Here is a 21,702-nt window from a genome sequence, read left to right as displayed (position 1 = left end):
CCTTGAAAATGAATGCAATAAAACCTAGTCTGATGCCATTGGACTAGGTTTTTTGTTATGCGTATTTTTCAGCGAATTCATCGAAAATTGAACTGGTCAGGTCGTCAATACTTTGGCTTGATAGTGGGTATGTTGGCTTTGGGGTATTTATCTTCAGCGCTTTATCATATGTATAAGCCTTTGCCTGAAGGTTTAGATTATACAGGCAAGCTTCGACATGCCGAAGTGAAGTTTATTGCAGACTCAACTTACTTAGATGCAAATGGCAAGCAGCAACAAGATCATCATATTTTTAATGAAATGTTGAGTTTGATCGATCAAGCGCAAACCACCATTGTGGTGGATATGTTCTTGTTTAACCAAGCATTGGGAGAGTCTAAAATTCAGCATGATGCTTTGACTCAAAAGCTCACCGATGCCTTGGTGCAAAAGCGTAAGTTTAACCCCCAAATTGAGATTAAATTTATTACAGATCCGATTAACTCAGTCTATGGGGGCATTGCGCCTGATCATTATCGTGCCTTACGCCAAGTGGGTGTCGAAGTAATTGAGACAGATTTGACGCCACTACGCGCATCGAACCCACTTTGGTCAGGTCTATGGTATTTGTGCTGTCAAGGCATTCCAAATAATCCTGAAAAGGGTTGGCTCCCCAATCCATTTGGTGATGAGAAAATCACCTTACGCAGTTATTTGACTTTATTCAATTTTAAAGCGAATCACCGCAAAACGATGGTGGTGGATAGTGTTGATGGTTGGAAGGCATTGGTAACCTCAATGAATCCACATGATGGCAGCTCACGTCATTCTAATGTTGCACTGATCGTGAATGGTCATACTGCAATAGACGTTTTAAAAACCGAACAGGCCGTCAGCTTAATGTCTAAAGGCTCAGTGCCGGGCATTGTTGCGGGCGAGTTTGAAGGTGAGAAGACCTTGCCACAAGTGCAAGTGCTAACTGAAAAAGCGATTTTAGATGCCACCTTGAATTTGATTGAAACTGCCAAAGCCAAAGAAAATATTGATTTGGCAATGTTTTATTTATCTGAGCGCAAGATTATTAATGCTTTAATGGATGCCAAACAGCGCGGAGTCAAGGTACAGGTTTTACTGGATCCCAATAAAGATGCATTTGGGCGCCAGAAGAATGGTATACCGAACCGCCAAGTGGCTTCTGAGCTCAATGATGCAGGGATAAGAGTGCGTTGGTGCAACACCCAAGGCGAGCAATGTCACAGTAAAATGATTTTAAAATCAAATGCTCAACGTAGTGAGTTAATTTTAGGTTCAGCGAATTTTACTGCACGTAATTTGAAAAATTATAATTTGGAAACCAATTTGCGGGTGGTTGGCAAAACAGATGCAGCCGTGTTTACAGATGCACAGCAGTACTTTAATACCGCTTGGTCAAACCTCAATGGTAAAAATATGAGTGTGGATTATGTGCAATATGCAGATGAGTCCAAACTCAAATATGGCGTTTATCGCTTTATGGAGTGGAGCGGTTTGTCGACCTTTTAATGAATAACATAATCTCCCTAAGTCCCTCTTTGATAAACAGGGACTTTTAGCCTTGTCACAAAAGGGAGGAAGATTTCCCTCTCTTTACAGAAGAGGGTTAGGGAGAGGTGTAAACGGTCGTTTGGAAGGGATTTTAACGATCAGGATGAATAAGTCAAAATTATGTCTCAGGATGCGGTGGAACTAAGGCATCTAAATCTTTATCTGTCATGCTGTTTAACTCGTTTTCCAGCTCTTTAATATCGGTTTTGATTTTCCAGCTATTTTCATCTTCAACAGGTTGTGGTAAACGTGCCTCAAGCCAATTGCAGACGACATCTGGTGAAAAGTCAGCATGATTACATTGAATCACCCAAGCCAAGAATTGTTTGGCTTCACCATTCATATAAGGTGGTGGAGACACCGGTAAAAACTGTGTCGGTAGACGTTCATTTTTAGAAATATAGTTCAGCACATGACCCAGTTCTTGCACCGTTTGCCATGCCAGGGGATGCTCAATATTGATTTGAAATTTAAACCACCATGCATGTTTGCCATCTGAACCATAGCTGTCAATAAATGCTTTTTGCACACTGGGTACTTTACAGAAAAATTGATGCAGACGATCGAAACTCATTTCAGGCATGATTTAAATTCCCGCAAAATGTAAAAAAGCTATTTTAACAGAAGCGTGCTCCCCAATACCTAATCTTCTCTATATCTGCATGTGCTTGGTTAATAATTGTATAATTACCATCCATGCTTTATCTTTAATTGAGCTGTAAATTTGGCAAAGACTAAGACACTCTAGAGCTGAAATGGGGGAGCGATGAACCTTAAATATACGAGAAAATACATTCAGCCGATATTATTAGGCGCTATAGCTATGGCTGTGATGTCCATATCGATGTCGTCTCTCGCTGCCAATGATTGGGCAAATTATACAAGTGGGGACAGGAAGTCGTATGCGCCGTCTCGACTTCATGCACCGAAAAGTCCGTATGGCTACTCAACCTATAAAGGCTATGCAGATCCATATGGCACGCCGTTACCGCCACAGCATTATCCCATTCGTCCGCCTGTTCAGCAGTATCCAGCTTATCCAAGCAGACCGTATCCAAATCGAGGAGCTTATCCAAACCAGCATCAGCATCGAGCTTATCCGCAGCAAAGCTATCCACAACAAAATGGCATCAGTATTATCTATCAGCAGTCCTTTCCTCAACAAACGCAGTACCATTCAGAGCAAAAAGGCTTTGTTTACGGGGATGCAAACAGTCATATTGAAAGTTCAAATTATATGTTGATCTCGGACTGGCGCCGTTATCATTTGCCAGATCCAGCGGTGGGCATGCACTGGATTTACCAAAATGGGCGTTATTTACAAATTCCCAATGATCGTTAAAAATGAGGACCTTTCATTCCAAAGTAATGATTGTCGCTTGCAATGCGTTTAAATACTAAGCCAATTCATCGTCTTCAGGGCGTGGGGTTTTTCCGATAGGCACTGGTTGCTCATTGTGCTTGTCGCGCATGACCGACGGGAAGTTCCAAGATCCGAAGCGCACCACTAAAATGGCAAAAGCCAGAATTAAAATTGAACCTGTTATGATCACCAAATCCATATCGGCTTTATGGTCGTGTTGGATGTCAGAAATCAGCAGACGGGTCAGCGCCGTAATGGCGATATAAATCAAAAAGCGAACAGGCATATGATTGGTCTTGAAATAAATACCGACCATTGCACCAAGTTCTAAATAGATAAATAACAATAAAATATCATCAATGGTCGCATATTGTTTAACCGTTAAAATGTCAAATATAGTATGTGTAGCAGACCAAATGACCATACAGCCAATAATAAACAGCGCAACGTAGTGAAAGCTTTCCACGGCAGTATTGCCGAAACGATCTAAGAGGGATTCTATTTTTTCAACTCGTGGGCTTTTATTGCTCATACTGTCCGCCTAATTGTTAGGGTGGAATGATGAAATTGTACTAACTTTCATGACTATGCAATTTTCATGCACATTACATAGCAAATACCTTTAAAATTATGTGAATATTTGATTTATAGTATTTTTTTTATTCAAAAATCATGTTGAGTGTTGTTTAACTATAAGGAAGAAATCATGTTAAATAAAATTCAAACAAAAATTGATAGCTTAGAGCATGGAAAGAAACTTATTTTGGGCTCAGGCATTGAAGCAGAGGAATTACACAAAGTGATTACACTGTGTGAAGAGCTACATTCGAACGGACAGATTAAAATTGTCAAAATTAAAAAAACACCTGATTCAGCTCAAGGTTTAGTGACGGGGATTATTCTCGAAAAGCTTTAAAGTGAATGAAAGTATGTAGGGTTTCAAGCGTAGTGTCATCATACATGCTTCATTGAAAATATAAAAAAATGCCTGATCCTCAAATATGAAGATCAGGCATTTTTATGATGACCCGATTAAGACTGCTGTGTAAAGTAGTCTTCACTAAAGCCCATCACCGTATCTGAGCTGGCTTTAATACGTGCAATACGTGTATTTAAGTCAGGCAGAATACGCTGGATAAAGTAAGCAACTAAAGCCAATTTGTTTTGGAAAAATTCGCCTTGTTTCGCATTGGCTGCTTTAGCAATTTTAGCAAACATATAGCTAAAGCTAAGTAGACCCACTGCGTGTAAATAATCTACTGCTGCGGCATTTGCGTAGTCTGGGTTTTCACTCGCACGTTCTAAAACGATTTGAGTCATCACTTCAAGTTCAGTTGCTGCATCTAAAGTCGCGTCTTTAATGAAATTCAGCTCAGAATCCAAATCATTGGCAAAGTCACGAATTTCAGCGATATATTCAGCAATGAATTGACCTTGACACTTAATGGTTTTACGACCAATTAAATCTTGGGATTGAACGCCATTGGTGCCTTCATAAATCTGGGAAATACGTAAGTCACGGATGCATTGCTCCATACCCCATTCACGAATATAACCATGACCACCAAACACCATTTGAGCATCTAAAGTTGCGTTAAATGCAGTGTCGGTTAAGTATGCTTTGGCAATGGGTGTAAGCAGCGCGACACGATTGTTTGCTGCAGCGACTGCTTCTGGGTCAGTTGAGTACTTGGTAATATCAAGCTGTTGACCCACATAGACGGCAAAGGCACGTGATGCTTCGTTATTGGCACGTGCATTTAATAGCATGCGACGCACATCACCATGAACTAAAATACTGTCTGCTGGCTTCTTAGGAGTTTTTGCACCAGTTGCACTGCGACCTTGCAAGCGATCTGTCGCGTATTGCGCGGCATTTTGATAGGCGTATTCAGAAGCACCTAAGCCTTGAATACCCATCGACAAACGCTCGTAATTCATCATCACGAACATCGCTGCCAAGCCTTCATTTTCTTTACCGACCAAATAACCCTTGGCTGCATCGAAATTCATCACGCAAGTTGCAGAGGCTTTAATTCCCATTTTGTGTTCGATTGAACCTGGGCCTGCAGTATTACGCTCGCCTAGAGAGCCATCTGCATTCACGATAAATTTAGGCACGATGAACAGTGAAATACCACGTGAACCCGCAGGCGCATCTGGTGTTTTTGCCAAGACCAAATGAATGATATTTTCAGCTAAATCGTGATCACCACCCGTAATAAAAATCTTGGTGCCTGTAATATTGTAAGTACCATCTTCATTGCGTTCAGCTTTGGTTTTGATAATGCCTAAATCTGTACCCGCATGCGGCTCCGTCAAACACATCGTACCTGACCATTCACCTGAATAAATTTTAGGTAAATAGGTTTCTTTTTGTTCTTGCGATGCATAGCTGTTTAACGCCATACCTGCGCCTACAGAAAGCAGCGGGTAGAGCATGAAAGAGGGGTTGGTGGCAAATAGCATTTCATCTGCAAGGACAGTGAGCATTTTTGGCATGGCTTGACCGCCCCATTCCTCATCTGCTGCTAAGCCAATCCAACCCCCATCGGCATATTGTTTAAATGCTTCTTTAAAGCCAGCAGGGGTGGTAACTGCACCATTATTATAGGTTGCACCTTCTTCATCACCCGTGCGGTTTAAAGGCAGTGTGACATTTTGAGCAAATTTTGCCATTTCTTCTAGAATTGCTTCAGCTGTTGCAGCATCGACATGGTTTAGATTTTCATTGGCTTGCCAGAATTGTTCTGCATTGAATACATCATTTAAGATGAATTTCATGTCTGCAAGAGGCGCATTATAAATTGGCATTTTCCGTCACCTATTTTTTGTTAAATCTATTTTGAATACTCAGCAGTCTAAACAAGCAAATCGGTTGTGGTTAGACGACCAAAGGTTAATGTCTTGAATCATTTATAAAGAAAAAGGACGGCCAAATCTATGACTGTCCCTTTCTTTTTTACGCTTTTTGATCAGCGCCCATTAGAATGCGAAATGTTCTGCATCTAATGACATGAGTGGTTCTAAGCCACTTGCAATCACGTCTACATGCGAACGTACACGTGGCAAAATTTTCTTGAAGTAGAATCGCGCAGTCGCAATTTTAGCATTGTAGAAATCCACTTCAGTTGAACCGGCAGCCAATTGTTGCTGTGCAACAAGTGCCATACGCGCCCATTGGTATGCAAGCGTGATATACCCTGAGAAATACAGGTAGTCGACTGCTGCAGCACCCACTTCATCTGGATTTTGCATGGCACGCATACCAATCTGCATGGTCAAATCGCCCCATTCTTTGTTCAGTAAAGCAAGCGGCTCAACAAATTCTTTCATTGCCGGATTGTCTTGATTTGCTTCATTGAATTTGTGAATGATCTTGGTGAAATCTTTCAGCATTGCGCCTTGAGTTTGCAGGACTTTACGACCCAATAAATCAAGTGCCTGAATTTCAGTTGTACCTTCATACAAACATGCAATACGTGTATCACGTACAATTTGTTCCATGCCATGTTCTGAAATAAAGCCATGACCACCAAACACTTGTACACCATGTTTCGCAGCTTCTGAGCCGGCTTCAGTTAAGAATGCTTTAGCAATTGGCGTCAGGAGCGACAACAAGTTGTCTGCCACTTTACGCTCTTCTTCGGTTTCGCCTTTTTCAGCAGTATCTGCATACAAGGCTAAGTTATAAACCAAAGCACGCGCGCCTTCTGCAAATGCTTTTTGAGTCAACAGCATATTACGAACAGCAGGGTGAACAATAATTGGATCAGCTTCTTTTTCAGGCGCTTTCGGACCTGAAAGGGCACGCATCGCTAAACGATCTTTAGCATACGCCAGCGCACCTTGGAATGAACTTTCAGATGCAGCCAAACCTTGAACCGCAGTACCAATACGCGCGGTGTTCATAAAGGTGAACATTGCATTTAGACCGCGGTTTTCAGGGCCAATCAGATAACCCGTGGCACGATCAAAGTTGATGACACAGGTCGCATTACCATGAATACCCATTTTGTGTTCAATCGAACCACAACGCACTGCGTTACGCTCACCGACCTCACCATCAGCGGTTAAGTTGAACTTCGGTACGATAAACAGTGAAATACCTTTAGTGCCTTTAGGTGCACCTGGAAGACGTGCAAGTACGATGTGGACAATGTTGTCCGCCATGTCGTGCTCACCAGCAGAGATAAAGATTTTCTCACCCGAGATTGCAAAGCTACCATCAGCATTGGGTTCAGCTTTAGTACGGATAATGCCTAAGTCAGAACCAGCATGGGATTCTGTTAAGCACATGGTACCTGTCCACTCACCTGAAACCAATTTGGTCAAATAGGTTTGTTTTTGCTCATCTGTACCATGATGCTCAATCGTACGCACCGCACCATGAGAAAGACCTGGGTACATACCCCAAGCCCAGTTAGATGAACCTATCATTTCAGAAATGATGATGCCGAGTGAGTTCGGTAAGCCTTGACCGCCGTATTGTTCTTCTGCAGCAAGTGAAGGGAAGCCAAGCTCAACATATTTTTGATAAGCTTCTTTAAAACCTGTTGGCGTGGTGACAATGCCATCATTCCAAGTACAACCTTCACGGTCGCCCACTTGGTTCAGTGGTGAAAGTTCATTTTCACAAAAGTCAGCCGCAGCCTCTAAGTATTGATCAACCAATTCACGGCTTACGTTTTCGGAGAATGCAGGGAGCTTTGCATAGTGATCTTCAGCATTTAATAATTCATGCAACACGAATTGCATGTCACGTAAGGGCGCTTTGTATTGTGGCATATCGGTTTCCTCAATACTGGTTAGACCAGATTTATAATCTTAATAAAAAATGTGTAGTGTCTTCAATGACACCTATAGTTCTACTACATCGTGCAATAACTTATGGCTTGCTACAAGTTTTATAGCCACTTTCTGTGTGACTGTAAAGTCAAAGAAAAAATGATAAAAAAAGCTAAGTATTTAGAGTATATAAATATTTGAGGTAATTCATGTGAAACATATGGTCAAAAACGTAAAAAGATATGTCCATAAAAAAAGGCGCATTCAGCGCCTTTTTAAATATTCAGAATTTATGCAGCTTTGGTGCTGGCTTGATTGTGCATTTTTTCAGGGTGAAAGCGTACCAGACATTGACCATTTACGGTTTTTTCACCGACTTTAATCTGTACAGCTTTGCCATGACTTTGACCCACACAAGCTTTAGCCAGCGCTTGTTGCTGTGCTTGACGTTGTGCCAAACGTTGATCATAGGCTTTGGTCAATTCCGCACGTTTTGCATCTGTTAATGCTTCGCCACGGTTTTGTTTAAAACTGCGTACTTCACCTTTCATCACGCCGTGATGTTCGCCTTTCATGCTACGGTGTTCACCGCGCATGTGTTTCATGTCTTTACGGTCTGCTTTAAAATGAATTTCACAGCTGCCGTTGATGACTTTTTCACCCGCTTTAATTTGTACTGCAGTGCCGACAGCTTTGCCATCACAGGCTTTTTTGACTTGCTCAAACATCTGCTGACGATCAGCACGCTTTTGCTTATATAGCTCGCGTTGTTCTGGTGTCATACGATCTTGTTTATGATGGGCTTTCACGTGACCTGAATTTTGCTCTTGAGGTGCTGTCGTGGTTTGACAGGCGGTTAATGCACCCATCGAGATGAGTCCAGTGGTGAGCATTGCGATTTTAGTCATAGCATTCATTGTTGTTATCCCCATTGCTGTAGATTTGATTTCAATTACATCAGCACACAAGACTATATAAAAAAAATGAAGAAAGGATGGAGTTGGGTTAAATCGCTGTAGGCGCACAGGCTGCACGGATAGCCATCTCAATCATTGCAATCACTTAAATATAAACTTGAAACAAAGATGAAGAAACAATGAAGGGTTTTTTATCGATTGCTTCTATACAATAGTTAAAATGAGCTAAAAATGATGAGTTAGATTTTGAATATACGCCGCGTGCCGATCGCCTTACGCTTATTTTTAACTGTGCTATTAACCACATTGTTAATCACCACAGTCAGCTTAAGTGTGTTGCATTGGACCATGCAAAAAAACTTCACCCAATATGTGGCGGATGTTGAAATGCAAAAGCTGGATTTTATGATTGAAAATTTGGCAGGGGTCTATGGCGTATATCAAGATTGGGGTAATGCTGTTCAAGCGCAAATTTTACAAATTGAAGGGACTGCTGCACCTGATGACTATGATCGACTGTCACGCTGGTGGCTGCGTCGTCAATATGACATTGCACTGCAACAACGGTATTTTAAAGAACATACCTTAATGAGTGAAATTGAGTCACAGCGCACGCAAACGGTTAGCCCTGAAGAACTCAAAGTTTTAGAGGAAAATTTACCGTCAGCGTATCAGCCTTTCGAAGGCTTAAAATTTCCCCTGAGCTCCAATCAAAACCAATTTAGATCGACTTATAAAAAGTCTAAAAATTCAGCCATTGCCGGTATTCGTACCTCAGAGCAGCATGAAGGTAAGAAGTTATTTATCTCGATGTCGGATCACTTGGGATTGAGTTCACGGTTATCACTTTATGATGCTGATAAACAATTTATTTTGGGTGAGCCATCAGAAAATCCGGTGTCTTTTAGAGCGGTTGAAGTGAATAACAAAGTCGTGGCGTATTTGGGTTTACGTCCGGTATTGGATCAAGATGATGCGTTGAGTATTAACTTTTTTAGCAATCAAAAACGTTATTTATTACTGATTTATATTTTATCGTTTTTGACCAGTTTAGTGGCAGCATCGTTGCTTGCGACCTACTTTAAAAAGCCGATTCAACGTCTGCTGAATGCGACACGTGAGCTGACCAAAGGTAATTATCAGCATCAAGTTAAAGTGAATCGTAATGATGAGCTGGGCGACCTATCTACTGAAATTAACCAGTTGGCAGTGATTCTAGATCAACATGAACATTCACGTCGTCAATGGGTGGCAGACACCTCGCATGAACTGAAAACCCCACTTGCTGTTTTACAGGCGCAGATTGAAGCGATGCAAGACGGCATTCGTAAACCGACGCCAGAGCACTTTGCATCGATGCTCGGTCAAGTGAACAGTTTGAAAAAACTGACCCAAGATTTAGCAGATTTGGCACAAGCGGAAGCCCAGCAATTGAGTTTTTATTTTTCAGAGATTGATCCTTGGGTAGTGGTTCTACAGGAAGTTCAAAATTTCCAACCGAAATTTGAACAAGCCAATCTAAAGATCACGACACAGGGTCAATCTGCCGATTTACAATTAGATGTAGATCGCTTTAAGCAAATCATGGTCAACTTATTGGGCAATAGTATTCGTTATACCCAAGCAGGCGGTGAAGTTCATGTGCATACGCTTCAAGATGAGCGGACATGGTCTGTGATTGTAGACGACAGTCCATTTGGCTTGACCGATGAACAATTGGCGCATTTGGGTGAACGGTTTTATCGGGTGGATGATTCACGTACACGAAGTACTGGTGGCACAGGTTTGGGCTTGGCATTATCCGTTAAAATTGCGCAAGGTCTACATGGCACACTGAGTTTTGATCATTCACCATTGGGTGGTTTGCGTTGCAAATTGACCTTTCCAAAACAGAGCAAGATATAAAAGGAAGATACATGAAGCACATAATGCTGGTTGAAGATGAAGTTGAACTTGCACAATTGGTACGCGATTATTTAGAAGCAGCAGGCTTTGAAGTCAGTATGTTTCATGATGGTCAAGAAGCCTATGACAGCTTCCAACAACGTAAACCGAGTCTGATGATTTTAGACTTAATGGTGCCACGCATGGATGGCTTGACCATGTGCCGTAAAATACGTGAACAATCTGACTTACCGATTATTATGGTCACAGCCCGTACAGAAGAAATTGACCGTGTTTTGGGTCTTAATATGGGTGCAGATGATTATTTGTGTAAGCCTTTTAGTCCCAAAGAATTGGTCGCGCGTGTTCAAGCAGTACTCCGCCGTTTAGCACGTAAAATTGAACCTGAAGAAAACAATTTATTCCGGATTGATAAAGCCCAGCAACGTATTTGGTATCAACAAAAAACCTTAAATTTAACGCCAACAGAGTTCCGATTACTCGAACTATTTTTAGAGCATGTCGGTCAAGTGTACTCACGTGCGCAACTCTTGGATCATATTAATCCAGACAGTTTTGAAGTGGCGGATCGTGTGATTGACAGCCATATTAAAAATCTACGTCGTAAAATTTCTGATGCAGCCGAAACAGGCAACCGTCATGAGTGGGTTCAGGCGGTGTATGGTGTAGGGTATCGCTTCGAGTATCCTGAAGACTGATCGGTACCAGTGCCTAAAAAAAGCGGATAGATTATGTTTATCCGCTTTTTTATGATTAAAATATTAAGGGCTAATTTTAGTAATTTATTTCAATCAATCAGATACTTAATCATTAAAAAACCTAGATATGAACAAAAAATATTCTCCTATAGTTCAGACTCGCAATACGCTAACTAGGCTATAGATTATAAAGCGACTACAATCCCCTTTTTTATAAACGAAGAGATTATGTTTTGAACAGCGAGACGCCTACATTACAGCGCCGTTTAAAGAATCGTCATATTCAGTTGATCGCTTTGGGGGGCGCAATTGGTACAGGACTATTCTTGGGTTCAGCACATATTATCCAATCGGCAGGTCCTTCAATTATTCTGGGCTATTTGATTGGTGGTTTGATTGCGTTCCTGATTATGCGCCAATTGGGTGAAATGATCGTGCATGAGCCTGTGACGGGTTCATTTAGTTATTTTGCCTTTAAATATTGGGGTAAATTTTCAGGATTTCTAACCGGTTGGAATTACTGGATTCTTTATATTTTGGTCGCAATGACTGAGCTCACTGCTATTGGGAAATATATCAATTATTGGTTGCCGGAAATTCCAGCGTGGGTATCGGTCTTATTTTTCTTTATCGTGGTAACGCTTGCTAATCTCGCCAATGTCAAACTGTATGCCGAATCTGAGTTTTGGTTGTCGATGATCAAAGTGCTCGCGATTATTGCGATGATTATCTTTGGTGTGTATTTACTCATGACCGCAGATGTGGACTCTACGGTATCGATCAGCAACCTTTGGTCGCATGGAGGATTTTTCCCCAATGGCTTCGAAGGCTTATTTTATATGCTTGCCTTTATGATGTTTGCCTTTGGTGGGATTGAATTGATCAGTATGGCTGCAGCTGAAACCGAAAATCCAGATCAAAATATTCCCAAAGCCATTAATCAAATTGTGCTACGGGTATTTCTATTTTATATCTGTTCTTTAGCTATTCTTTTGTCTCTTGTGCCGTGGAATCAGCTGAACTTAGGTGATTTAGAACATAGTCCTTTTGTCATGATTTTTAGCCAAATGGGGATTGGTTGGGCAGCACATTTGCTTAATTTTATTATTCTCACTGCATCGCTTTCAGTGTGTAATAGTGGCATGTATGCCAATAGTCGCATGTTATTGGGCTTGGCAGAACAGGGCAATGCACCGCAAATTTTTAAACAGCTCAATAAGCAAGGCATTCCGATTCCAGCCGTTTTATTCTCAGCATTGTTGATTTTTGGATGCGTACTACTGAATTACTTCTTGCCTGAAAAAGCACTGAGCTATTTAATTTATATCGTGGTGGCAGCAGCGGTGTTGAATTGGATGATGATCAGTTTGATTCATTTGAAGTTTAGAAAAGCCATGCAGAAAGCAGGGATAAAAAGTAAGTTTCCAGCTGTGTTCGCGCCTTTCACGAACTATCTCGTTTTGGCCTTTATGTTGATGTTGCTTTACATCATGTGGACGCAAGGCTTTATGTTGTCGGTATTAATGTTACCCGTGTGGATTGCAGTTTTGTTTGGTGTGTTTAAGCTTGTGAAGAAACAGGCTTGATCATTAGTACTCTTTAGTAGAATAAATCATGATTGTTGTGGTAAACCAGTCGTTTTCTATTTGTAAAGTATGAAAAATCTGTTAAAGCGCCCAAGTAAAACTGCTTGGGTGTCTTTTTGTGTCAAAAATTATGATCTATATTAGGTAGTGCATGAATACGACGTGATAAAAATAATAAGTTATTGATATTAAAATATATAAATGAATTATTACACGTTGGTTTTTAGCACTACCAATAAAAAACAATTTTGTATAACGTTTATTATGTTAATTCTAGTAAATCTTAACTTCTTAATGCGACCAAAACCAAAGTGTTTAGGTATTTTAAATCTGAATAGGTGAAATTTCATTCCTCATGAGCTTGTCAAAATTTCTTTGTGATATTTCTTTAGCTATTTGTTGTCCCTCAATTCGACCTTTCCACATAAGTAGAAAATAGTGATTATCTAATTGATACAAAATAAATGGATCAGTTTCTCTTGTAAGCTTTGGATAATTTTTCAATTCTGGGAAATCAACTGGAAATTTATCTCTACCCACCATATATTTATAGTATATAACATCAGTAAATTTTAATGGATTACTAAGCAAAGTTCTAAAGTCTTCTTTACTGATTCCATGAATCCTTTCCCCTCCCATAAAACCAGAATCAAATTGATAGCTTATATAGAAATAAGTATCTACTTTATATAAATAGAACTGGTATTTCGGGTCCAAAAGTTGTCTGATTTTAATATCCATATTCTGTGCTCTAATATCCATTTCTAACATAAAGCCTCCTATTCGAAATGATTTCCTACTTTTAAATCAGAGTATTTCGACATTTCTCAAAAGCTCAACCCGCATCCTTTCAATTTTACCTAACTTCTTCACCACCAATGCATAAGAGTCTTTCACTAAATCCTCAACCAAAAGTACATCTATTTTTTCCCCTGCATAAACTGAAATCCAATGCTTTTTATTCATGTGATAACCCGCTCGAATCGAAGGGTAGAGCGTTTTGAGTTCTTCTGCATAGGATTGGATCGCATTTCAAATTGACCAAAGGCTGTTGCGAATATTCAGTGGAGAGTAAAAAGACTTTATCCATTACTTTGATTACATCACAGCCTTCACCAAAAGGCTGGCTTAAGCGAGTTTCAGGTAAAGTTAACGCAATCTTTAAAGCAAGTTTTTGAATCTCTAATCCATTCATTCTTTAGTTCCTCTTTGCCATTTTAATTTATTGTTATGGAGCGATTTCAATAGCAGTTCCATTGTCCACCAATCTCCAAAGTTCATCCATATCGATGTTTCTCACCGCCACACAGCCCCAAGTCCAATCGCTTCGAGGCATATAATCCATCAATTGAGGTAAGGCTTGGAGTTGCTTGTTGTTGGCTGAACCATGAATCATCACGTCACCCCCAGGTGATACGCCCAGCGCTTTAGCAGTGGCTTGATCTTGAGCATTGGGGTAGGAGATGTGCAAGGATTTATAAAATTGACTCTGTGGATTGCGCCAATCAATGACATAGCTTCCTTCTGGTGTTTTACCATCACCTTCTTTGACTTTATGACCGATAGGGTTGAAACCTAAACGCATTGAGTAGGCTTTAATGACCTGATCATCATGCAGCAGTTCAAGTGTGCGCTTGGCTTTGAAGACTCTAATCAACGTAATCGGCGTTTGTGCTCGAATTTTTTCAATTTCAAGTTGCGATAAAGTGGTAGCTTGAGATTGATCAAGCATGGGTAAATAGCGATTGTATTTAAAATAAGCGTAAGTGATACCGACTGCAATAATCAGTAGTAAAAAAATACTCCAGCTTATTTTTTTAGACATTGTGTGCGATCGTTTCTTGTTATTTATGTCGATTATTTTAATTGAATTAAATAATCGTGCGGTATTCATTTTGAAAATCACTGTGAATCATATTTCAAATGATCCACAGTGATTTAGATATATTAAGAAGAACAACTCACCATCACCTCTGGTACATCACTCGGTAATGGTTGCAGATCCGCAGAAGTTTCGAATTTAACTTGCTTTTTAAAAGGTTGACTGAGCAAAGTAAATAAACGCTCTACTTCTGAAAAGTCATTTTTTTCAGCCAACTCAATCGCTTTCTGCATCATATGGTTTCGTAAAATATAAACAGGATTGGCTGTTTGCATGGCCGCATTGAGTTCAACTATATCTTGTCCCTGACGAATATGTTCATACTGGCTCAAAAAACTTTCAAACTGACGACGGTCTAAGCAATCATCTTTAATCACCTCATATTTTTTATTTTGCAGACGAATAAAGCTTTGCGTATAGTCCAATTGCTCTGTTTGCAAAATTCTCAAGAAAGCCATTGCACAATCAAAACTATCTTTATGAAAACTTGGTAATCCCATTTTCTGACTTAAGCCTAGTTTATAGTGCTCCAGAAATGTGGGCTCATAATGTTCCAAGCATTCAGTTAAAGCCTCTTTCCATTGTTCTTTTTCATAGTTTTCTGGTCGAAGCGGAGCAAGATTATTCAGCCAATTCCATAGGTTCCAATGTCCAATGCTGGGCTGCTGCTGATAGGTATAGCGCGCATGATGATCGGAATGGTTATTGATCCAATTGGGGCGAAAACGTTCCATAAAACCATAAGGACCAAAATCTAGCGTTGAGCCTGTAATATTCAAATTATCCGTATTCATCACGCCATGAGCGAAACCCACCAATTGCCACTTTGCAATCATTACCGCCGTGCGTTGAATCACTTTATGGGCAAAAGCTAAAATTGGCTGTTCTGCTTCAAGACATTCAGGATAGTGCCATTCGATACATTTTTGGGTAAATTCAGGCAAAAGCTCTGATTGATACTGATTGATCCATTCAAAATGTCCTAAACGAATATGACAATCTGATGTGCGTAGTAGCATTGCACCACGTTCTAATTTTTCACGTTGCACACCTTGCTCTGAAGAGGTAAATCCAACGGAGTGACTCGAAGGTACACCTAAGTTATTTAAGGCATGACCTGCCAAATATTCACGAATCGTAGAGCGTAAAACCGCACGACCATCGCCCATACGAGAGTAGGGCGTTGAGCCAGCACCTTTTAAATGTAAATCTATAGTTTGATTATTTCGATCTAAAATTTGAGCAATCAATAGTCCACGACCATCTCCCAATTGACCGGCCCATTGACCAAATTGATGACCTGCATAGACCATCGCTAAGGGTTCAAATTCAGCAAAGGTTTTTTGACCACTACAAATTTCGATCCACGATTGCTTATCTTCTTCTGACCAATTCAGTTGATTGGCAAGTGCTTCATTAAAATGACCCGATTTAGCGCCTTTGAGTGGGACGGGTTGCTGATGGTGAAACAACTTTGGGCTGAGCGTAGGGTAGCGTGGATTAAATTGCATAGTGATTGAAAGCTTTTAGAAACTTAATTTCACTATAGCAAAGTTCTGTTATGAACAGTGTGTGCTTCGTTTTACTTAATCGACAATAAACAATTTAGCACCCAGAACAGTAGATGAACGGTGCGCTTCGGTATTGTCTGCAACTTGGTAGCTCATCCCAGCTTTTAAGGTAAACGAAAGTCCATGATCAAGTTCGGTAAAAAGTTCACCCTCTAAGCAAAATAGGATATGACCCTTGTTACACCATGAACGAGAATAAAGTTCGCTTTATTCAAAGTGCAAGGGTTAAATATCCTGTAGAGTATTCCACAATTCTTACCCGTATATTGTCAAACTGTTGAGTACGCCAAAGTGCATAACCTGTTTCACCTAAATGTTTAATTGTTTTTATTTCAGCCCAATCCGTTGTGCCAAATGGAAAATTATTGAGGTTCATGGACATGCCTTTGTCTTATTAAAATGATCTAATCTGATACTACCTACACAGAATAAAAGCTCCATTTGGAGCTTTTATTCTGTGTTTAAACCATTAGTTTGAAACGGCATTCTTCTTGATGGTACGCATCAAAATTTGCAAGGTATTGCGATGATGCGCAAGACGTTGTTCAACCAATTGGAAATCAACTTTGAGTTTACTGTCCATTTGATGGAATTTTTCAGCAACTGAAGCTTTCTTGGCTTGAATCTCTTGCTCTTTCAGTTTCGTCCAATCATTTAAGGTCTGGGTAAAAGCTTCATATTCCTGCGCAATACGGTCTTTTACAGTCGCAATATCATCATTTACGTTGTGACCGTACACTGCTAAATCTTGTTGTGCGTATTTAAAACGCATCGCAAGTTCCGCTTTTTTAATATTAAAGCTTGGAATACGGCGTAAATTTTTTGCTAAACCGAGTTTAGAACAACTCCAAATTAACCATTTGGTTGGGTCGTATTGCCACCATTTCACACCATTACGATAGTCGTATTGGAAAATGTGGTGGTAGTTATGATAACCCTCACCCCAAGTGGCAATGGCAAGCCAAAAGTTATCACGGGCAGTATTTTCGTCGGTATAAGGACGTTTCCCCCACATGTGACACAGTGAGTTAATGAAGAAAGTCACATGATGGCTCAAGATTAAGCGGACTAAACCACCCAATAATAAAACACCCCACATATCGCCTACAGCCCAACCGACAGTGGTCAAAATAACCACATGTACGGCAACCACTAAAGGCACATAGTATTTGTCTTGAAACATCACCACTTTATCATTTAACAAATCTGGTGCATTTTTATAATTCGCTTCTGCTGCTGGATAGTTACGAAGCATCCAGCCAATATGTGCATACCAAAACCCGTTATTAATTGAATACGGATCTTGTTCAATATCATCTACATGACGATGATGCGTACGGTGACCTGAAGCCCAAAACAGAATACTGTTTTGAACGGCAAAGGTACCCATAACCATTAAAATAATTTTTAAAGGCAAAGTTGCTTCATATGCACGATGTGCCCATAAACGATGATAACCCGCTGTAATACCTAGACTACTAAATCCGAGTAAAACAAACATGCTGATCCAAGCACCAAGACTAAAATCATGGTGATAGGCATAAAGTGGAATCGCAATGATGGCAACGATAGGTAAAAAAACCAATGCAAAAACTGCAACCCAATTTATTGGGGCTTTGGGTAAGGGAGCATTCATCTCCAACAGCACTCCTAGAACCTAAGAAGGTAGGTATTAACGAAATCTTAACCATCGTATTAATAGGTTAAGATTTGGGCATATTAGCATGAGCGAACAAATGTTCACTAGCATTATTGTACAGATGTATTGTACCAAACCGTAACAGAATAAATAGACTGCTGAGTTAGATTTTTTGTGGTTAAATTTTGAGTTGAAATAGGTGTCCGATGGTCAATCATAGTCGAGGTTGTAGTTGAGTTTATAATGTAGGTCAAAACTATAGATTAAAAATGAAGGCTTGGTCGCGCTATTGCAACCAAACGTCAAATCCTGAAAATGGTTTTAGGTCTGCTTACTCTGACGGAGCATGCTTATAAGTGTTGCAGCATGAGTTTGGGTACATCGGTAATTAAACCTGTAATCCCTAAGTCTTTGAGTTGTTTAGCGCGTTCCACGTCATTGACGGTCCATACACTAATATCTAATTTGACCGCTTGAGTGGCTTTTATGATTTCATCAGTCGCCAATGGATTCATCCATCCAATTTGACAGCATCCTAAACTCAAGGCTTGATCAATGGCTTTAAACTTCACGTCATGTTCAATGAGTAAACCACGTTTAAAACTTGAATTTTGCTGTTGTAGAGAGTGATGGATTTTAGGATCAAAACTGGTAATAACTGCAGTGTGTTCAAACCCTTTAAGTTGTTGTTGTAAGCTCAATGTGAGTCGATCTGCTTCTTGCTGTGTTTGAACCGCTTTTACTTCAACTTCTATATGATCAAAATTTTCAATGATTTTTAAAGTTTGAGCGAGCAGGGGTGTGGTTTCGACCTTATTCCATTCTGACCATGTCACCGCATGGTTATAGTGCTCTAAGTCTTCACTGGCGCATTCATAGACATATTTGTCTTGACCTGTGGTTCGAATAAACTGGTCATCATGCATAACAATCAGCGCATGATCTTTAAGCTGGCGCACGTCAAACTCAACTGCGCGAATACCTAAATCTTGAATGTACTGAAAGCCACCCAAGGTATTTTCTGGTGCTTCGCCACGCGCACCACGATGTCCAATTATACGCATATTGCGTTCATCAGTTGAAAAGCTAAGCCTATTGTTGACATAGAATGTTGCATTGAAATGACATGCTTTATTTTCGTCGGATGAAACGGAAAAACAAGCCCCAACCGACGAGAATTTTCAGATACAAAATCAAATCATGATTTTAGTTTTCGATGGTGTCATTGATGTTTTTCTGCCACAGCACTTCAGAACCACCTTCCGCACGTTGTAATGCACGTGATGCAACGAACAACCAGTCGGAAAGACGGTTGAGGAGTTGTAGTGATACCGCTTGAATATTTTGATCACGTGCATGTACGGTCATGAGGCTGCGCTCTGCACGGCGACAGACTGAACGCGCTTGATGTGCATAGCTACATGCCAGTGTTCCTGCGGGAAGAATAAAGTCTTTTAGCATGGGTAAATCTTCATTCATACGGTCAATTTCTTTTTCCAGAAATTCAACTGAAAGGGGCAAAACCATATTGTAGTTTGGAATGCACACCTCACCACCTAAATCAAAAAGCCAATGTTGAATTAAGCTCAGTGATTTATCCCATTTGGCTTTATCTTCAATCGAACTCAACGCAACTTGTGAACGCAAAGTACCAATACATGAATTCAGCTCATCTACATCGCCTAAGGCATGAATACGCAGGTCGTCTTTAGATACGCGTGAACCATCCCCCAGTCCAGTTGTCCCTGAATCGCCTGTACGGGTATAAATTTTACTTAAACGGTGACCCATGATATTTGTTCCTTAAATTGTTAATGTATTTGTCTAGAGACTAAAAAGGATAATGCCATTTTCATGACATTATCCTCAAATTTTATGTACTTAGATTGTGCTTTAAAATCTCAGCATTTATCTTAGTACTTAAAGGTCACACCAACAGATGCTTGACGTCCGCTATTGATATACCAATCTGTTGTTGGATAAGTATTGAGTACTTCACGATATTCTACATCGCCGATATTTTGAATATTGGTAAAGAGTTTTACATTCGGTGTCGCATTCCAATACGCATTCAGGTCTATAGTGGCATAACCTTGTACACGTGTTATATTTGCCGTATCAGCATAAGCATGGTTACGTGCAATCAGTGAAGCACTAATACCATAGATTTCATTTTCTAACCCTGTGGTCAGTGTCAGTGTTTGGCGTGGACGATAGGCAATTTCGTTACCTGTTTTTTTATTTTCAGATTTCACATAGGCATAGCCTGTAGAAATAAATAAATCATCTTGATGCCATTTTACTTCGGCTTCACCACCGGTGAATTCAGCTTGATCTACATTAATATTACCTACAGGGTAGCTATAGCTAATTAAGTTTTTGACCTTGGTGTGGTACGCAGACAGGCTTGTGCTGAGTTTTGCATTGACATCATAGTCGAAACCAAGTTCATACGATGTGCTTTCTTCAGGGTCTAGATTTTCATTTCCACCCCATTGTGAATAAAGCTCATTCAATGTTGGTGCACGGAATGCACTGCCGATATTGGCATAAATACTTGCATTTGGAAGGAAGTGATATCGCACTGCACCTTGTCCAACGGTATGTGTACCAAAGCGCTCATTGTCTTCTGTACGCACACCCACTTGGGTATCAAAAAGATCATTTTTGAATTGGTGTTGTAAGTAATAACCTGTGCTTTCTACACTTTGCTCATTATTTTTAATGGTATTGGTTTGGTAGTTAGCATCATTGTATGTTGCACCAACCAAAATGTTTTGGTGAGGTGTAAATTTCCAACGTAGATTAAAATCACTTTGATTATTTTCAGTATTGTACTCTGTACCATATGAAGGCACATTTTGCTTATCTTGAACATTGGCGAATTGAGCACCTAAAATCAAGTTATCCAAAATGTTGTAGTCGACTTTGGCATTGATGACACGGTTTTCAAACTCGCGTGGTGCTGAATTGACAATATAGTCATTGCTGAAAATACTTATGCCTTTATTTTCACTGATTGACGCAGAAGCATTTATATTATTTTCTTGGTAATAACCAACTTTTGCATTATAGCCTTTTTGGTCGTAACTTGCGTTTTCGCTTTTCGGTTGGCTTTCAAAGATGCGTGTACCATCGCTTTCTAAACGTTGACCACCAACTTGAGCGTAAAAGCCTTGATCAGAAACGTAATCTACTTTTGTAATGGTTTTATAGGTATTATTTTCCCCATAAATACCAGTCAGTTCAGCGCCTGTTTTTACAGGTTTTTTTGAAAGTAGTTGCACGACACCACCAATCGCATCACTACCGTATTGTACAGATGCAGGTCCTTTCAAAATTTCAATTTGTTGAATGTCTGAGGTATCTAAAAATGAAGGGTATAACGGACCGAGTTCATTTTGGCTATTTATGCGAGCGCCATCTTTCAATACAAGTGTATGAACGGCTTTCATACCTCGTAAACCAATTTCTGAAATTTGTCCCATGCCACCACTTTGTTTAATATAAACAGATGGATCTCGTTGAATAATATCAGAAACATTGAGTAGAGGATTTTGTTCAAGGGTTGCTTGATCAATAACAGTAATTCGGACAGGTACGTTTTTTAGATTTTCTTCAGAGCGTGTCGCCGTAATCACAATCGGTTGTAATTTACTCGAGCTATTTACAGAAGATTCAGCAGAAACGGTGGTAGAAAATCCCATTGCAAGCGCAATAGCACCTACAAGTGCGGTAGGTTTAAAAAGAGTAGACATGTTTTGCTCCATACATTCACCCCTCGTGAATG

General features: G+C 40.1%; 18 protein-coding genes and 2 pseudogenes. 6 read left to right on the top strand and 14 right to left on the bottom strand.

Annotated elements, in window-relative coordinates:
* Nucleotides 1-57 precede the first annotated feature (57 nt).
* Entirely contained in the window at nucleotides 58-1,521 is a 1,464-nt protein-coding gene (locus tag AMD27_RS12940) for a phospholipase D family protein (RefSeq protein ID WP_067661241.1), read from the top strand.
* Nucleotides 1,522-1,681: 160 nt separating this feature from the next.
* Here AMD27_RS12940 and AMD27_RS12935 read toward each other — a convergent pair whose 3' ends face one another.
* A complete protein-coding gene (locus AMD27_RS12935; RefSeq protein WP_067661239.1) occupies nucleotides 1,682-2,146 on the bottom strand; it encodes a hypothetical protein in 465 nt (154 codons plus the stop codon).
* 183 nt (nucleotides 2,147-2,329) lie between these two features.
* On the opposite strand from AMD27_RS12935, the gene AMD27_RS12930 reads away from it, so the two are divergent.
* Complete coding sequence (locus AMD27_RS12930; RefSeq protein ID WP_228140666.1) at nucleotides 2,330-2,905, top strand: RcnB family protein; 576 nt, start codon at nucleotides 2,330-2,332, stop codon at nucleotides 2,903-2,905.
* 55 nt (nucleotides 2,906-2,960) lie between these two features.
* Here the strand turns inward: AMD27_RS12930 and AMD27_RS12925 are convergent, their stop codons facing one another.
* Nucleotides 2,961-3,458 carry a phosphate-starvation-inducible protein PsiE gene (locus tag AMD27_RS12925; protein ID WP_067661235.1) on the bottom strand — a complete coding sequence of 166 codons (498 nt, stop codon included), beginning with the start codon at nucleotides 3,456-3,458 and terminating at the stop codon, nucleotides 2,961-2,963.
* A 174-nt stretch (nucleotides 3,459-3,632) separates the two neighbouring features.
* On the opposite strand from AMD27_RS12925, the gene AMD27_RS12920 reads away from it, so the two are divergent.
* Nucleotides 3,633-3,842 carry a hypothetical protein gene (locus AMD27_RS12920; RefSeq protein WP_067661233.1) on the top strand — a complete coding sequence of 70 codons (210 nt, stop codon included), beginning with the start codon at nucleotides 3,633-3,635 and terminating at the stop codon, nucleotides 3,840-3,842.
* Nucleotides 3,843-3,958: 116 nt separating this feature from the next.
* Here AMD27_RS12920 and AMD27_RS12915 read toward each other — a convergent pair whose 3' ends face one another.
* The 3 genes from AMD27_RS12915 to AMD27_RS12905 all read right to left on the bottom strand — a co-directional run bounded on the left by AMD27_RS12915 (nucleotide 3,959) and on the right by AMD27_RS12905 (nucleotide 8,631).
* On the bottom strand, nucleotides 3,959-5,740 hold the full coding sequence (locus AMD27_RS12915; protein ID WP_067661231.1) for an acyl-CoA dehydrogenase C-terminal domain-containing protein: 1,782 nt from the start codon (nucleotides 5,738-5,740) through the stop codon (nucleotides 3,959-3,961).
* A gap of 171 nt (nucleotides 5,741-5,911) precedes the next feature.
* Nucleotides 5,912-7,714 (bottom strand): acyl-CoA dehydrogenase C-terminal domain-containing protein, encoded by a 1,803-nt coding sequence (locus tag AMD27_RS12910; RefSeq protein ID WP_067661229.1) that lies wholly within the window; start codon nucleotides 7,712-7,714, stop codon nucleotides 5,912-5,914.
* 290 nt (nucleotides 7,715-8,004) lie between these two features.
* Complete coding sequence (locus AMD27_RS12905) at nucleotides 8,005-8,631, bottom strand: hypothetical protein (protein WP_067661228.1); 627 nt, start codon at nucleotides 8,629-8,631, stop codon at nucleotides 8,005-8,007.
* A 246-nt stretch (nucleotides 8,632-8,877) separates the two neighbouring features.
* Between AMD27_RS12905 and baeS the strand changes: the two genes are divergently transcribed.
* From baeS to AMD27_RS12890, 3 genes are all read left to right on the top strand, one after another.
* Entirely contained in the window at nucleotides 8,878-10,536 is a 1,659-nt protein-coding gene (baeS, locus tag AMD27_RS12900; RefSeq protein WP_067661226.1) for a sensor histidine kinase efflux regulator BaeS, read from the top strand.
* A gap of 11 nt (nucleotides 10,537-10,547) precedes the next feature.
* Nucleotides 10,548-11,234 carry a response regulator gene (locus tag AMD27_RS12895; protein ID WP_067661224.1) on the top strand — a complete coding sequence of 229 codons (687 nt, stop codon included), beginning with the start codon at nucleotides 10,548-10,550 and terminating at the stop codon, nucleotides 11,232-11,234.
* Between the two features lie 233 nt (nucleotides 11,235-11,467).
* Entirely contained in the window at nucleotides 11,468-12,820 is a 1,353-nt protein-coding gene (locus AMD27_RS12890) for an amino acid permease (RefSeq protein WP_067661221.1), read from the top strand.
* Nucleotides 12,821-13,144: 324 nt separating this feature from the next.
* Here the strand turns inward: AMD27_RS12890 and AMD27_RS12885 are convergent, their stop codons facing one another.
* The 9 genes and pseudogenes from AMD27_RS12885 to AMD27_RS12845 all read right to left on the bottom strand — a co-directional run bounded on the left by AMD27_RS12885 (nucleotide 13,145) and on the right by AMD27_RS12845 (nucleotide 21,682).
* A complete protein-coding gene (locus tag AMD27_RS12885; RefSeq protein WP_067661219.1) occupies nucleotides 13,145-13,591 on the bottom strand; it encodes a hypothetical protein in 447 nt (148 codons plus the stop codon).
* 36 nt (nucleotides 13,592-13,627) lie between these two features.
* Nucleotides 13,628-14,015 (bottom strand): annotated as a pseudogene (locus AMD27_RS12880) (MmcQ/YjbR family DNA-binding protein).
* 33 nt (nucleotides 14,016-14,048) lie between these two features.
* Entirely contained in the window at nucleotides 14,049-14,645 is a 597-nt protein-coding gene (locus tag AMD27_RS12875; RefSeq protein WP_067661217.1) for a L,D-transpeptidase family protein, read from the bottom strand.
* A 122-nt stretch (nucleotides 14,646-14,767) separates the two neighbouring features.
* Complete coding sequence (locus AMD27_RS12870; protein ID WP_067661215.1) at nucleotides 14,768-16,213, bottom strand: protein adenylyltransferase SelO; 1,446 nt, start codon at nucleotides 16,211-16,213, stop codon at nucleotides 14,768-14,770.
* Between the two features lie 75 nt (nucleotides 16,214-16,288).
* Nucleotides 16,289-16,649, bottom strand: a pseudogene (locus AMD27_RS12865) (DHCW motif cupin fold protein).
* Nucleotides 16,650-16,742: 93 nt separating this feature from the next.
* Entirely contained in the window at nucleotides 16,743-17,909 is a 1,167-nt protein-coding gene (locus AMD27_RS12860; RefSeq protein ID WP_067661213.1) for an acyl-CoA desaturase, read from the bottom strand.
* 353 nt (nucleotides 17,910-18,262) lie between these two features.
* Entirely contained in the window at nucleotides 18,263-18,976 is a 714-nt protein-coding gene (locus AMD27_RS12855) for a glycerophosphodiester phosphodiesterase (protein WP_067661211.1), read from the bottom strand.
* Nucleotides 18,977-19,118: 142 nt separating this feature from the next.
* On the bottom strand, nucleotides 19,119-19,703 hold the full coding sequence (locus AMD27_RS12850; RefSeq protein ID WP_067661209.1) for a cob(I)yrinic acid a,c-diamide adenosyltransferase: 585 nt from the start codon (nucleotides 19,701-19,703) through the stop codon (nucleotides 19,119-19,121).
* Between the two features lie 122 nt (nucleotides 19,704-19,825).
* The gene (locus tag AMD27_RS12845; RefSeq protein ID WP_067661207.1) at nucleotides 19,826-21,682 is read right to left on the bottom strand and encodes a TonB-dependent receptor plug domain-containing protein; all 1,857 of its coding nucleotides are present in this window, start codon (nucleotides 21,680-21,682) and stop codon (nucleotides 19,826-19,828) included.
* Nucleotides 21,683-21,702 lie beyond the last annotated feature (20 nt).

Origin of the sequence: Acinetobacter sp. TGL-Y2 (assembly GCF_001612555.1) — a bacterium.
Lineage (GTDB): Bacteria > Pseudomonadota > Gammaproteobacteria > Pseudomonadales > Moraxellaceae > Acinetobacter.
The sequence above is the reverse complement of the archived record's forward strand: the minus strand, read 5'-3'. Positions and strand labels throughout refer to the sequence as shown.